Origin of the sequence: Mucilaginibacter sp. P19 (assembly GCF_050632265.1) — a bacterium.
GTDB classification, from domain to species: domain Bacteria; phylum Bacteroidota; class Bacteroidia; order Sphingobacteriales; family Sphingobacteriaceae; genus Mucilaginibacter; species Mucilaginibacter gossypii.
In genome coordinates, this window is the sequence record NZ_CP192586.1 from 2,758,144 (window position 1) to 2,773,065 (window position 14,922).

Here is a 14,922-nt window from a genome sequence, read left to right on the forward strand (position 1 = left end):
AAGACGACTAGTTAAATAACATTTTTATTTCGTTAAGTGTCGGATTGAATTAATGGGTACCCGATTTGAGCTTTTTTAATTTCAAATAATAAATTTCTTTTGATAAAATGTGAATTGAGTCAATCCAGTTGGGTGTCCCTTGTTTGAACATTAATGCAGAGCCGGAACCGACGGGGAAAGATTTCTCCGCCCGTTTTTTATGATTATTTTCTCGACCCTTCATTTTGCCTGTTTAGGCTATTTATTTTTCCATATCAAACCTGCCATAAAATATTATTGGCGCAAGCTAACACAATTCGCTTTTTTACCTGATACTAACTTAGTTGGTGTCCGGTATGCATAATAGAATTCCTGTTTAGCTTATTTTTTAAACAGGAATTTTCGATGCGTAACTCCCCAGGCCGAAATAGCGGTAATTACCCCATTTAAAGTCTTACCATGTTCCGTTAAATCGTATTCCACGGTTATCAGTTTCGTGGGCATCACCGTACGGGCTACTATTTGATTTTGCTCCAATTCCTGCAATTCTTTCAAAAAGGGGCCGGAAAAATCAATATCTGCTCGAAGAAGGCGAGGTAAGTGATTTCGTCGCATTAGTCGTTAAGGGCAGTTTCTGTTTATTCCCCCATCGAAGATGACAAGGAGGAACATGTGATGCGGCTCGCCATTGAGAACTGGTGGGTCTCGGACTTCAGCAGCTTAATGTCCGGCCAGACCTCCAAGTGTTTTATAGAAGCATTGGAGGACAGTGAAATCATCCGCTTTTCAAAAGATAAATGGGATGAACTGCTCGCCGCTTCGCCAAGCTTCAGGCGGATCATCGAAGCGCTGACCACCAAAAATTTTGAGGCTGATCAGAACCGGATCTTCATCAACATCAGTGATCCGGCGGAGATACGTTATGCAACGTTCGTGCAGCACCATTCAACACGATACAACCGTATCTCCTTATACATGATGGCGTCTTTTCTGGGTCTTACCCGGGCATACCTCAGCCGTGTAAGGAGGCAGATTGTTAAGAGAGGCCATGCGGCTTCTTCGGCATGACCAGACAACGCACCTGACGATAGATACCATGGTTTCGGCTAAACCAAACATGGATTTGGATAAATCTTTCCCACTGTAACGGCGGTTCTTTGTATTAACAAAAAGAACCAATATGAAAGTATTCGTTACCGGAGCATCAGGCTTCGTAGGTACTGCCGTTGTGCAGGAATTATTAAAAGGCGGTCACCAGGTACTGGGGCTGGCGCGTTCGGAAGCATCAGCAGCCAAATTAAAAGCAGCCGGGGCCGAAGTGTTTTACGGCGATCTGGAAGATCTGGATAGCCTGCGTAAAGGCACCGCCGAAAGCGATGGGGTGATCCATTGCGGCTTTATCCACGACTTTACACGCTTTGCCGAAGTTTGCGCGGTGGATGAGCGGGCCATAGAAACCATAGCCAGTGTACTGGCCGGTTCAGACCGTCCACTGATCGTTACTTCAGGGACCGCCCTGGTAAATCCCGGTAGTCTGGCTGTCGAAGATATGCCATCACCATTCAACCCTGCCTGGCCGCGCGCCTCGGAGCGGGCAGCAGAAACTGCCGCAGCCGCCGGCGTCCGTGCCGCCATTGTGCGTTTGCCGCCTTCAGTGCATGGCGATGGGGACAAACACGGCTTTATCCCTATCCTGGTGAATCTGGCACGAGAAAAAGGGTTCTCTGCCTACATTGGCGAAGGACAGAACCGCTGGAACGCGGGACACCGGCTGGACGCTACGTTATTGTACCGTTTAGCATTGGAGCAGGCAACGCCCGGAGCGCGTTTCCATGCGAATACAGAAGAAGGCATAACCGTTAAAAGCATCGCCGAGGCCATTGGCGCTCAATTGAACCTACCGGTCAGATCGATTACCAGCGAAGAAGCAGCCGGGCATTTCGGCTGGTTTGCCCACATGGCGGCGATCGATTGCCCGACTTCGAGCACGTGGACCCAAGAACACTTAAACTGGCAGCCAACACATCCTTTCCTGTTAACCGATATAGAAAACGGCATTTACACCCAATAAGATGAAGTTAGTTGTAACCGGTTCTTTAGGGAACATTAGCCAACCGCTGACAGAAATATTGGTAACTCTGGAACACGAGGTTACTGTAATCAGCAGTGATGTAAAAAAACAAACAGCCATTGAAGCGCTGGGCGCTTCGGCTGCCATAGGCTCTATTGCCGATGTTGATTTCCTTACAGCAGCCTTTCAGGGGGCAGATGCGGTTTACGCCATGATTCCGCTCAGTTTTACGGAGCCGGACCTGGGCAAGTACCTGCGCCGGATAGCTAAAAACTACGTGCAAGCTTTAAACACAACGAAGGTCAAGCGCGTAGTCGTGATGAGCGGTTGGGTCGCCGACCTGATCAAAAGCGAAAACCTCGAGAACGAGTTTAACAGCCTGGAAGCTTCCGTGACTTTTATGCGCCCCGGATCATTTTATACGAACTTTTATCAGCATGTCGACATGATCAAAGGCAGGGGCCTGATGGGCAAACTACTCACACTGCGTTACTCCGGCTTTTGGGCATTGCTGACGGGGAAGACCGGCCTGTTGATGGGCAATTGTGGCGGTGACGACCGCATTATTTTCGTATCGCCCAAAGATATTGCCGTGGCAGTCGCGGAAGAGCTGGTGCTGATGACTGAGCAAAGCACCATTCGCTATGTAGGCAGTGAGGAGCTGACCTGCAACGAAGCGGCCAGGATCATCGGCACGGCGGTAGGCAAGCCCTGGCTGAAATGGGTGTTGCTGAGCGATAAAGCCATGCTGCAGGGATTGAAAATGGCTAAAGTACCCGAAAAACTCGCGGAAACTTTGGTAGAAATGCAGGCCGCTATGCACAGCGGTAAACCGCTGGAAAACTTTCATCGTAATCACCCGAAAATGGGCAACGTTAAGCTCACAAATTTTGCCCAGGAGTTTGCCCGGGTATACCATCAAAATTAAGTACCTTGTGTGATGAGCAATTCAACGCCTTTCCGTTTCAGCACCATCAGCGACTATCATCGTGCCGTGGGCTTGCCCAAACCAGCTCATCCGCTGATCAGTGTGGTCCGCATGGAAAATATTAACCTGCCGATCGCCGAGGTGCCATTTAGCCTGGTGGGGGACTTTTACTGGATCTCGATGAAGAAAATGCAGCATGTCAAGTTCCGCTATGGCCAGCAAAACAGCGACTTTGACGAGGGTGTGCTCTTCTTTATGTCGCCCGGTCAGTTGTTTGGCGTGGAAAGTGTGGAGCATACAACAAAAAAGCCTGAAGGCTGGATGGTCCTGATCCACCCGGACTTTCTGTGGAACACGGCGCTGGCCAAAAACATCAAACAGTATGAGTTCTTTAGCTATTCGGTGAACGAGGCGCTGTACCTGTCCGAAAAGGAAGAGACAATGCTCACCGCGATCGCGGGCCAGATAGAACAGGAATATAACACCGCTATCGACCGTTTCAGCCAAAGCGTCATCATTGCGCAACTGGAGTTATTGCTCACCTATTCGGAACGTTTTTACCAGCGTCAATTTATTACCCGTAAAAAATCCAGTCATGAACTATTGACTAGGCTGGAAGATCATCTGGACAGTTATTTTAACAGCGGAACCTTAGCGAAGCAGGGTCTGCCGAGCGTAACCCACATCGCCGAAATACTGAATATTTCCCCGGGGTATCTTAGCAGCCTGCTCAAAACACTGACCGGGCAAACCATGCAGCAGCACCTGCATCATAAGCTGATAGAGCTGGCCAAGGAAAAATTGTCCACGACCAACCTTACGGTCAGCGAGATCGCTTATGAACTCGGGTTCGAACACCTGCAGTCGTTCAGTAAACTGTTTAAGACCAAAACCAGCCTCTCGCCACTGGAATTCCGGCAATCTTTTAACTGATCGTTCTGTTAATTGTGGTTGATCCAATCCAACAAAACCGCCTCATGCAGGAAACCTGTTCTGAGCGATGCTTTCTTGTATGCCATTAAAAGAGTTGGTCGATGACCATTAAAGTACTGTTGTGATTTGATAAGGATCGCCTTGTTATGAAAAACTATGCTATCATTTCACTACCGGATCCCAGGTCCCCTGCTGTTCCGGCAGTGCGATCTGATTTCCCCAGTCATACATGGCTTTCAACACCGGAATAAGCGTTTTGCCCAGTTCACTGAGCTCATATTCTACCCGTGGCGGCTTTTCCATATAAGTATGACGGATGATCAGTCCATCCTCTTCCAGCTCCTTCAATTGCTGACTGAGTATTTTGCGTGAAATATCAGCCATTTGCACACAAAGCTTGCCAAACCGAACCTTTCCTCCGTTCAGCAAGCGCACCAGTATGATGGGTTTCCATTTGTTTCCGATATAACCCACCGTTCTTACAACAGCGCAGTTTTCGGGATTTTGCAGCATCTTTCTCATTTGTTAGTTACCAATAGGTTACTGCTATTTTGCTTTAGTTACCAGCTTGTAACCACTAATAGCAGTGTATCATCAAATATAGTTCATCTGCTTTAGTTTCTTTGTGAAACAAAAGTAAATAACATAGAAAAATGGAAATACAGCAGCAACTGATCAGGGATCTTGAAGGAAAAATAGCACTGGTAACAGGCGGCACCAAAGGCATAGGTAAAGCGGTAACCGCGAGATTATCACAGGCCGGCGCAACGGTCATCGTTACGGCACGAAACAAGCCGGATGAGCATAATAAGCCATATCACTTTATTGCCGCCGATCTGGCAAAGCGTGAGGATGTAGAAAAAGTCGCGGCAGAGATTAGCGAAAGGTATGGCGGGGTTGATATTCTGATCAATAATATGGGAGCGAACACCTTTCCCGGTGGCGGTTTCAGTACGCTTGCTGATGAGCATTGGTACCAGGCGCTGGAGATCAACCTGCTATCATCGGTACGTTTAGACCGGGCCTTATTGCCAAAAATGTTGGAAAGGAAAAGCGGCGTAATCATCCACATCTCTTCCACCAGCGGCCAGTACCCGATTTGGGAATCAACCATGGCTTATAGTGCGGCCAAAGCGGCGCTGACCTCTTACAGTAAATCACTCGCTGATGAAGCAGGCCCGTATGGCGTCCGTGTACTTACTGTTTCCCCCGGACTTAATAAAACGGAAGCAATGTCTGATTTTCTGGGTCAGCTGGCAGCCAAAGAAGGCATCACGTTTGATGAGATGACACAAAAGCTCTTTGACCGCGTTGGCGGGGTACCGCTGGGCAGGATGGCAGAACCGGAAGAAACGGCTGAACTTATCTACTTCCTGGCATCGCCAAAAGCATCTTATATCAGCGGAGCGAATTACTTCATTGACGGCGGTAATTTTCCGGTGGTAAAATAGCGGCTTATTGGGCGAAAAGTCAAACTACAGGCACCTGTGAGGTTGTAGATGCAAAAGATAAGATAACCTCTATTCTCCGGAAATCGCATCAGATATAGAACGGATAATGAAGAAAGTTCGATCATTATTGATCCAGTTCCATGTTCGCAGAGTTTATTTATTGAAAAGATTATTACCTGTTTTTGAAACCAGGAACCGAATCCATGTTCCATTCAAGCTACCATGACTTCTATGGATGCTTTTATTTATAGGAGTCTGACAAGCGAATGGAATATGGTTTTAGGTTGATCAATAAAAAACCGTTAAAATTATAGTGCAAACCAGCATTGAGAATAAAATTATTTTTGGAGATGATTAAATTACGTTTTCCGGTTACTTTCCTATTCGTCGCTCATAATTTACTATCATTCGCTCAAAAGTTACCGATTGATCGCAATTCATTAAGGGCATTTACCTCGAATACGCGTAGTGAGACCGGACTATCGGGCAAAGACTATTGGCAATGGCGGTTTTTTCGGGCGTGCTTTTATATTGGGCAACGGCAGGGATCAATGAAAATATTTTACCAAACAGGTAACGTAAAATAGCATTGGTGTCCTCGCCGCCAAGATTGGTCCCGCGGGGTTATTCCCGGCTCCAGCGCATTGACACATTGCCTCGGGTTTTCTCGTGCCAAAGCCATCGCCGCTATCGGGAAGATGAGTTGCCAACGTCTCCGTCAATGCAAAAGGGCCGAGATGATTGGTCGCATAAGTTAAATCCCATCCCTGGGCGCTTTTACGCGCCTTCCGCGACATGATGCCAGCGTTATTGAGCAAGCACATAGCTGGGCACATCATTGTGCAGGTAAGCCTGGGCATAAGGCTACAAGGCAATATCGGCATACCAGTTCGCCGTACTTCTGACGAAATATTCCTTCCTTACTTTCACGGCAAGTTTTCACTCGACTTATAACAATTTATTAATCCGACTATCATGCTGACGTCAGATTAATAAATTAATTTAATTATTTGAACGATGTTCAATAATTTTGACATGTTTAAAAAATATTAACCGGATAATCATGAAAAAAAGTATTGATCACAGGAGCGAGCGGCGGCATAGGGCTGGAAATAGCCAGACGCCTGGCTTCTCAAAATTACCAAGTATCACTGGTAGCCCGTAGCGAGGAAAAGTTAAATAAGGCAATAAAAGATCTGGATGGTACTGGCCATACCATTTTGGTTGCGGACCTAACGGATAAAGACAACCTGCAAAAAGTAGCGGAGCATTTGAAAACCGGGGAATACGATGTTCTGATCAACAATGCAGGTGCTGGTATTTACGGAAAGTTTATTGACATCCCATTGGACGAGCAACTGGCAACCATGCAGCTCAATATGAATGCCCTGGTAACCTTATCTTATGCGTTTTTGCAAAATGCCAGGCAGGGTGATGCTTTGGTAAATATTGGTTCCCTGCTTGCGCATTCTTCCCTTCCGGGCGGATCAGTTTATGCAGCTACCAAAGGTTTTGTCGCCAATTTCTCGGAATCACTATGGTATGAGTTCAAGAAAAAGGAATTTTTGTGATGGGTTTTAATCCCGGTGCTGCAGCCTCAGACTTTCATTCACATGCAGGTGGGCATACCAGTGATTTTCCAAAATTTGTAATGTCTTCTGTTGAGGATGTCGCCGAAGAACTGGTAAGGGCCCTGGAAAACAGGCGGAAGCCGAGAGTTGTACAGGGTTGGAAGAATAGGTTCATGCTATTTGGATTCAAATTATTGAGCCGAAAATCCGCTATAAATATTATGGGACAAATTAGCCCCGGCATGAAAAACTAAACGCCGAATCGTGGTGCGAAATTTCGCCACCTGGCCGGCGCTATTATATTTGTATATTATTATTAATAAAAATGGGCATAGCAGAACGAAAATTGGAAGAGAAACAGGAAATGCATAAACGCATTTTAAACGGAGCACGTAAAGTATTCCTTGAAAAAGGCTATGAACAAGCCAGCATGCGTAGTATTGCCAACGAGATCAACTACAGCCCAGGCTCTATTTATTTTTACTTTAAAGATAAAAGTGAGATTTTCCAGGAACTGCATAAGGAAGGGTTCGCGTTACTGCTCAACCAGTTCAAAGTTTTAGACAAGGTAGGTGATCCTTTTGAGCGTCTGAAAGCGATGGGCCGCATCTTTATCCAATTTGCACAGGAAAACAAGGATTATTATAACCTGATGTTCCTGGTGGAGGAACCGACAAAAATGTCCGAAAATGATGGTGGCTTTAAGATAGCACAGGAAGCAATTGACCGCCTGGCTTCTGTAATTAAGGACTGCCAGCAAAAGGGAAGATTCAAAGATTTGGATACAGAAGATCTAACTTTTATGATCCTTTCCGCAATGCACGGCATTTGTGCCCTCTTCTGCAGAGACCGTACTACAAGTTTTATAGGCAGAACGAATGAGGAACTGATGCAGAGCGGCTATGAGTGCTTTGTCGCGCTCCTTGAAAAAAGTTAACGCTTTTTTTGATATTTTATTGAACAATGTTTAAAATTATAACGGTGGTTTAAAAATGAAATCTAAAACACATATCCGATATGGTTTTGTCCTGGTGGCGGCAACCTTGATAGCCGCTACCTCGGCAAAAGCTCAAAGCCGGCTGGATGAATACATCCGCGAGGGGCTCAGCTCCAATCAGAGCATTAAGCAACAGGACTTTGTACTCGAAAAAAATGTATATGCATTGAAAGAAGCAAAAAGCATGTTCGGGCCCGAGGTTACTTTTTCAACCACCTATACTAAAGCCGACGGCGGACGGACGATAGACTTTCCAACAGGCGACCTGTTTAACGGGGTTTATTCCACGCTGAATAAACTGACCGGCAGCAATGCTTTTCCGCAGCTGCAAAATCAGCACATTCTGCTCAACCCGGATAATTTTTATGACGCCAAGTTTCGCACTTCACTTCCAATTTTGAATGCGGAGCTCATCTATAACAAAAGGATAAAGCAGCAGCAGGTTGATCTGCAAAAAGCCGAAGTACTTCTTTACAAACGCGAACTGGTCAAAGAGATCAAAACGGCTTATTATAATTACTCGAAAGCCATTTATGCTACCGGGATCTATGAATCCTCGCTCCGGCTGGTGGAAGAAAGCCAAAGAATCAATACCAAGCTGTATGACAACAGTAAAGTAAATCGCACAGTTGTGCTCAGAAGTCAGAACGAAGTATCCAGGATCAATGCCTCACTTACCGGCGCAAAGAAAATTGCGGAATCGGCCCGCTACTATTTTAACTTCCTGATCAATCGCTCGCTAACGGACAGCATCCTTTTGGATGATATTACCACGCTACCCGCAAGGGAGCAATTGTTGGGGAATAGCGTTAGCGCCAGGGAAGAATTATCCAAGCTCAGGATCGCTAAAGACATTAACGGCAACCTGAACGGGCTGGCCAAATCTTATATCATCCCCAAGTTGGGCACTTTTATTGACTTGGGCTCACAAGCTTTTGACTGGAAGTTCAACAGTCAGAGCCGATACTACTTATTTGGCGTTTCCCTGGAATGGAACCTGTTCTCCTCCGGGAAAAATAGTTACCGGGTAAAACAAACGATTGCAGACCGAGAGGCCCTGGCATCACAGACCGACTATGTACAGCAGCAACTCCTTACCGAGCTTAAAGTACGCCAGGCCGCCATGCAAAGCGCCATTGCACAATACGAGGCGGCACAATCCCAGTTGAAGACCAGCCAGACCTACTACAACGATATGGTCAAGCTATATAAGCAAGGAATGGCCATTTACATCGAACTGCTGGATGCCCAAAATCAGTGGATAGATGCGCAGCTTAATGCCAACATTGCCCTTTACGACACTTGGATAGCCTATACGGCTATCGAACGAGCTAATGCCAGTTTTACAATTCAACAATAAAAACATACAACAATGAAAAAACTTCAATTACTCAGCATAATAATGGCAGCCATATTCCTGCTAACCTCCTGCAAACAAAAACACCAGGAACAAAATGCAATGGGTGAACCGGATATCATCGCCGTTAAAACAGCATCGGTTCCCATATTAGGAGTTCCCGACCACATTAGTGCAACCGGCCTGGTGAGCACCGAAGATGAAGCCAAATATGCTTTTAAAATAGGTGGTGTGATCAGCCGGATCTTCGTACAGGAAGGGCAGTTCTTTAAAAAAGGCCAATTACTGGCTACGCTCAATTCAACCGAGATTTCAGCCGGTCTGGCTCAATCCAGCCTGGGTGTGGAAAAGGCACAACGTGATTACAGCCGTGCAATGAACCTTTACAAAGACAGCGTTTATACCTTAGAGCAGTTACAAAATACTAAAACTGCCCTTGACGTTGCGCAAAAGGCCCGGGAAGCGGTGGCGTTTAATGACCGCTATTCCAAAATATACGCAGCATCCGATGGTTTTGTGAGCAAGAAGATCGCCAATGAGGGGGAAGTGATTGCCGAAGGAATGCCAGTGTTGCTCATCAATTCCACCGAACAGCACAACAGTTATTCACTAAAGGTTGGGGTGACCGACCGCGAATGGGCCATCGTCAAACCGGGGCAAACAGCCAAAGTCACGCTCGATGGATACGCAGGCAGGCAATTTGATGCGGTGGTATTTCGCAAGTCGCAGGCTGCAGACCAGGCCCTTGGATCGTTCCAGGTAGAGCTGAAGCTGAATTTAAGTGGCATAAAACCTGCGGTTGGCATGTTTGGCAAGGCGGAAATAGCCACCCACCAGGATGAAATTGTGATGGTGATCCCCTATGGATCGCTGGTGGAGGCCGATGGCAATAAAGGTTTTGTGTTTACTACCGTTAGCGCGACCCGTGTAAAAAGAGTGCCGGTTACCATCCTGAAGTTCGATAACGACAATGTATATCTCAAGGATAAATTGGAAGGTATAGACCAGATCGTGGTTTCCAACAGCGCCTACCTCAACGAACAGTCCATTATTAAAATCATCAAGTAAGCTGCAGTTATGAAAATCACAAATTTCGCAGTTAAGAACTACCAGTTCACACTGATCATATTTTTGCTTGTCGCTGTAGTAGGCGTATTAACGTTGTTTACCATGCCACGGTCGGAAGACCCAACCACCCATCCGCCGCAATACCTAATCACTGTGATCTATCCAGGCACGAGTCCGAAAGATATGGAAGAGCAGGTGGTAAAACCCATTGAGAACAAAATTTACAGACTGGAAAACATCGAAAAGATCCTGACCACTGTGGAAGACGGTGTTGCGGTTATCCAGCCAAAGTTTAAATATGGCGTGGACGTAGACAACAAATACCAGGAGATATCGACAGAGATCAACGCTTTAAAAAATAGCGAGCTTCCAAAAGATATTTATCTGATCAAAACAGAAAAAATATCCTCATCTGATGTAAAGGTACTGCAAGTGGCGTTAGTTTCTGATAACGCTTCCGGAAAGTTATTAAGGGATGAAGCGGATATTTTGAAAACGCGCCTGGAGAAGATCACCAACCTGAAGGATGTTAAGTATTTTGGAATGCCAGAGCAGGAGATCCGTATCGACATGCAGCTGGATAAACTGGCACAGTTAAAAATACCGCTCAATGTGGTCATAGGCAGTTTACAAAGCGAGGCAGCGGATATCCCCGGCGGCGGCATCAACCTGGACAGCAAGATATTCAACGTAAAGACCAGCGGCAAGTTCAAGGCCGTTGATGATGTGGCCAATACCGTTATTTATAATGCCAATGGCAAGATCATTTACCTAAAGGATGTAGCCGATGTGAGTTACAAAGATGGCATTGCCGATCATATCACCCGGCTGAACGGGCACCGTTGTGTGCTGGTTACAGCGGGGATGAAAGACAATGTGAATATCGCCAGCGTACAGCAAGAGTTTTTACCGGTACTGGATGAATTCGGCAAAAGCCTGCCCGAGAATGTCCGGCTTGTTAAAAACTTTGACCAGGCTAACATGGTTTCCGAGCGCTTGGGCCACCTGGGTTTTGATTTTGGATTAGCCATCGTTTTAGTGATCATTACCTTGCTGCCATTAGGATTCAGGGCATCGCTTATCGTGATGATCTCTATCCCGCTTTCTTTGGCGCTGGGCCTCATTGCCATGAACTTATTGGGATATTCCTTAAATCAGCTTAGTATCGTAGGGCTTGTGGTGGCATTGGGGCTGCTGGTAGACGATAGTATTGTGGTGGTTGAGAACATCGAGCGCTGGCTTCGCGAGGGCCACTCCCGGAAGGATGCTATCCTGAAAGGTACGCAACAGATCGGGATAGCGGTTATAGGCTGTACGGCTACATTGGTTATCGCCTTTCTGCCACTTGCCTTTTTGCCCGATATGGCCGGTGAGTTTATCCGCAGCCTGCCGATGGCTGTGATGACCAGTGTACTGGCTTCTATGATCGTGGCCTTAACGCTTGTTCCCTTCCTGGGCAGCAGAATGTTAAAGACACATACCCATGGCGAGGGTAACTTCTTTTTAAAGCACCTGCAACGTTTCCTCACCATGTCTTATGCCCGGGTAATGCCGCTTGCCTTAAAGTGGCCCAAAACTACTATCGGGATCTCGTTGGCCTTAAGCGGGCTTGCTTTTTTCTTATTTACACAAACCGGGTTTAAGCTTTTCCCGACCTCTGAAAAGCCGATGTTCCTGATCAATATCAAACTGCCCCTGCAAGCTGATATTCCCGAAAGTGACCGGGTAACCAGGCTGGTAGAAAGTGAACTGAAGAAACACAAAGAGATCGTTTATTACACATCTAACGTGGGCAAAGGCAATCCACAGATCTATTACAACGTGCACCAGCAGGATGTAAAGCCTGACTTCGCCCAGGTATTCGTTCAACTGGACGAAGAGGCAAGTCCAAAATCGAAAACAGATCTGATCAAACAACTGCGAAAAAAATTCAACGATTTTCCTTATGCAAGGATAGAAGTTAAAGATTTTGAACAAGGTACTCCGATTGAAGCCAATATTGTGGTGAGGGTTTTTGGTGAGGATCAGGACACCTTACGGAAGCTTTCCTTTAAAGTGGAGGAGGTCCTGAAAAAAATCCGGGCACTTTTTATATCAACAACGAATTGAATACCTATAAGTCAGACGTTAAAATAAAAATTGACAAAGAGAAGGCCCGTACCTTAGGTGTGCTTACCAGTGACGTGGATAAAGTAGTAAGAATGGCTGTGGCGGGACTAAACGTGGGTGACTATATCGACGACAGGGGCGATTCGCGGAATGTGGTGATCACCCTGCCCAGGAATAAGTTCTCGAACCTGGACGCCCTGAAGAATCTGTACGTAAATAATATACAGGGCACCCCGGTGCTGGTTAACCAGATTGCTACTATCTCGTTTGAAACGTCGCCAACGGCGATCAACCATTTCAATAAATCGCGCTTTGTAAAAGTTACTTCCTTAACCAAAGAGCATGTCTTGGCCAATGATATCCTGAAAGAGGTTGTTCCTGAACTGAATAAATTAAAAATGCCGCCGGGCTATTATTACAAGTTATCCGGAGAAGCGGAATCGGAAGGCGATGCTTTGGGCGGCAACTTCCTGTCTGTGATCATACTGAGCACATTTCTCTTTGTCGGCGTGCTGCTGTTACAATTTAAAACATTTAAAGGGATCATTATCGTTCTGTCGATCATACCTTTAGGCATACTTGGTGGCGTGGTACTGTTACTGCTGACAGGCAACCCAATGTCAATGGTATCCATTATTGGTTTTATAGGTCTGTCAGGCATACAGGTTAAAAACTCACTTTTGTTGGTTGATTTTACCAACCAGCTACGTCTGGAAGGACACAGCATTGATGAGGCCATCAATTTGGCCGGCGAAACCCGTTTTCTTCCGGTGGTATTGACTTCGATCACCGCCATTTTCGGCTTACTTCCGATTGCGCTGAATCCTAATCCTTTGATAGCACCGTTAGCGATTGTATTAATTGGCGGGTTGATCAGTTCTACCATACTTTCAAGGATCGTAACGCCGGTGATGTATAAATTGATTCCGCCATATTTGGAAAGCGACACATCCAAAAACAATTGACTGAAACGAAAAAAACATCAAGATGAGAACTAATTAAACAAGAGGGGCTTTTTAGCATTAACTTTTCCATTAACAGCATTTTCAAATTTTAACAAAATGGCAGATAACAAAAGTTTTGACGTAATCATAGTTGGCGGAAGCTATGCAGGATTTTCAGTAGCAATGTCTTTGGGAAGAGCATTAAGAAATGTTTTAATCATTGACAGCGGTTTGCCTTGTAACCGACAAACGCCTCATTCACACAACTTCATTACGCAAGACGAAGAAAAACCCAGTGCTATTGCGGAAAAAGCAAAAAAACAAGTGTTGAAATACGACACAGTAAAATTCTTAACTGACCTTGCCGTTAGCAGAACAAAAACCGATAAAGGCTTTGAGATTTCAACTCAATCAGGGAAAATATTTTCAGCTAAAAAACTCGTTTTTGCAACAGGCTTAAAAGACATCATGCCAAACATTAAGGGATTTTCCGAATGTTGGGGAATTACAGTACTTCATTGTCCCTATTGCCACGGATATGAAGTAAAGAATCAAAAAACAGAGATTTTGGTAAGTGGATATGCTGCATTTCATTTGGCTCAACTCATTCGTAACTGGAAAAATGATTTAACCATATTTACCAATGGAAAGTCGGAATTGACACAAGAGCAAACCGATGAAATCAAAAGACACAATATTTCAATATTTGAAAAGGAAATTACCTCATTGAAACACAAAGACGGAGTAGTTGAAGAAATAATTTTTTCAGACAATTCCACTTTTCAATTAAAAGTTATCTATTCAAGAACTCCTTTTGAACAACATTGTAAAATTCCCGAATTATTGGGCTGTGAATTGACAGAACAGGGACTTATCAAAGTAGATGCATTTCAGAAAACAACAGTAGATAATATATTCGCTTGTGGAGACAATACCAATCCTCTTCGTGCTGTATCATATGCTATATCAACAGGGAATATAACAGAAGTATTATTAAATAATGCAATGATAGAAGAAGAATTTTTAAGATGGCAATAAAAGTTGCATTTAACATGCGGTTTGGCGTGTCCCAACACGGTAAGGTTAGTTATACGATAGAGGCTTGTGCCAAATCCGTTATTTTCCGGTCGGCGGCTTTGCGGCGAATTTTTTTATAAGATGAATGTTATCAGAACGGTAATTTCAGGAAGGTTATTCGTTAAGAAACTTTTAGCAAGGATAGTCTAAGTGTTTTTTATTTTGGCGCGAAATAGGTACGGATTGGATCAGTCCGTTAGTTGATTGGTTTATTTAAAAACAGAAATCTCCCTAAATGATTCATTTAAAGCGCCTTTTATCCTAATTGAATAATATTTGGCGGGGTGAATGCGGCAAAAGCTTCCAAAAATCCTTTTTTGGAAGCTGAACTAATATGGACAGGCGGTCCAGATCACCCAGAGGTTATAGTGACAAAAATCCGAAAGAGATGGACAATGGCCGGTTGGTTTATGTAATTGGAGTAGGCCAAAAGCCTG

At 45.1% G+C, this 14,922-nt stretch carries 13 protein-coding genes and 1 pseudogene; 12 read left to right on the top strand and 2 right to left on the bottom strand.

Going from position 1 to position 14,922, the window contains the following annotated elements; all coding sequences use genetic code 11:
* Positions 1-360: 360 nt before the first annotated feature.
* Entirely contained in the window at positions 361-534 is a 174-nt protein-coding gene (locus ACQ86K_RS13305) for a winged helix-turn-helix transcriptional regulator (RefSeq protein ID WP_176844509.1), read from the bottom strand.
* A gap of 120 nt (positions 535-654) precedes the next feature.
* Between ACQ86K_RS13305 and ACQ86K_RS13310 the strand changes: the two genes are divergently transcribed.
* The 4 genes from ACQ86K_RS13310 to ACQ86K_RS13325 all read left to right on the top strand — a co-directional run bounded on the left by ACQ86K_RS13310 (position 655) and on the right by ACQ86K_RS13325 (position 3,911).
* Positions 655-1,047, top strand: coding sequence for a Crp/Fnr family transcriptional regulator (locus ACQ86K_RS13310; protein WP_091170922.1), 393 nt, complete (start codon positions 655-657; stop codon positions 1,045-1,047).
* A gap of 112 nt (positions 1,048-1,159) precedes the next feature.
* On the top strand, positions 1,160-2,050 hold the full coding sequence (locus tag ACQ86K_RS13315; protein ID WP_091170926.1) for an SDR family oxidoreductase: 891 nt from the start codon (positions 1,160-1,162) through the stop codon (positions 2,048-2,050).
* Between the two features lies 1 nt (position 2,051).
* On the top strand, positions 2,052-2,978 hold the full coding sequence (locus tag ACQ86K_RS13320; protein ID WP_091170930.1) for an NAD(P)H-binding protein: 927 nt from the start codon (positions 2,052-2,054) through the stop codon (positions 2,976-2,978).
* A gap of 12 nt (positions 2,979-2,990) precedes the next feature.
* Positions 2,991-3,911, top strand: a complete 921-nt coding sequence (locus tag ACQ86K_RS13325; RefSeq protein ID WP_091170933.1) for a helix-turn-helix domain-containing protein — start codon at positions 2,991-2,993, stop codon at positions 3,909-3,911.
* 162 nt (positions 3,912-4,073) lie between these two features.
* On the opposite strand, the gene ACQ86K_RS13330 is transcribed toward ACQ86K_RS13325, so the two are convergent.
* Positions 4,074-4,433 carry a winged helix-turn-helix transcriptional regulator gene (locus tag ACQ86K_RS13330; RefSeq protein WP_091170936.1) on the bottom strand — a complete coding sequence of 120 codons (360 nt, stop codon included), beginning with the start codon at positions 4,431-4,433 and terminating at the stop codon, positions 4,074-4,076.
* 131 nt (positions 4,434-4,564) lie between these two features.
* Here ACQ86K_RS13330 and ACQ86K_RS13335 point away from each other — a divergent pair, with 131 nt between their 5' ends.
* The 8 genes and pseudogenes from ACQ86K_RS13335 (at position 4,565) to ACQ86K_RS13370 (ending at position 14,446) form a co-directional block, all read left to right on the top strand.
* Positions 4,565-5,362, top strand: a complete 798-nt coding sequence (locus tag ACQ86K_RS13335) for an SDR family oxidoreductase (protein ID WP_091170939.1) — start codon at positions 4,565-4,567, stop codon at positions 5,360-5,362.
* Positions 5,363-6,157: 795 nt separating this feature from the next.
* Positions 6,158-6,316, top strand: coding sequence for a hypothetical protein (locus tag ACQ86K_RS13340; protein WP_176844510.1), 159 nt, complete (start codon positions 6,158-6,160; stop codon positions 6,314-6,316).
* A gap of 122 nt (positions 6,317-6,438) precedes the next feature.
* Positions 6,439-6,933 carry an SDR family NAD(P)-dependent oxidoreductase gene (locus ACQ86K_RS13345; protein WP_431200531.1) on the top strand — a complete coding sequence of 165 codons (495 nt, stop codon included), beginning with the start codon at positions 6,439-6,441 and terminating at the stop codon, positions 6,931-6,933.
* Between the two features lie 325 nt (positions 6,934-7,258).
* Positions 7,259-7,870: a TetR/AcrR family transcriptional regulator gene (locus tag ACQ86K_RS13350; RefSeq protein WP_431200532.1), complete on the top strand. Its 612-nt coding sequence runs from the start codon at positions 7,259-7,261 to the stop codon at positions 7,868-7,870.
* A 55-nt stretch (positions 7,871-7,925) separates the two neighbouring features.
* Entirely contained in the window at positions 7,926-9,290 is a 1,365-nt protein-coding gene (locus ACQ86K_RS13355) for a TolC family protein (protein ID WP_431200533.1), read from the top strand.
* A 12-nt stretch (positions 9,291-9,302) separates the two neighbouring features.
* Positions 9,303-10,355: an efflux RND transporter periplasmic adaptor subunit gene (locus ACQ86K_RS13360; protein WP_431200534.1), complete on the top strand. Its 1,053-nt coding sequence runs from the start codon at positions 9,303-9,305 to the stop codon at positions 10,353-10,355.
* A 9-nt stretch (positions 10,356-10,364) separates the two neighbouring features.
* Positions 10,365-13,429 (top strand): annotated as a pseudogene (locus ACQ86K_RS13365) (efflux RND transporter permease subunit).
* Between the two features lie 96 nt (positions 13,430-13,525).
* Positions 13,526-14,446: an NAD(P)/FAD-dependent oxidoreductase gene (locus tag ACQ86K_RS13370; RefSeq protein WP_431200535.1), complete on the top strand. Its 921-nt coding sequence runs from the start codon at positions 13,526-13,528 to the stop codon at positions 14,444-14,446.
* Positions 14,447-14,922 lie beyond the last annotated feature (476 nt).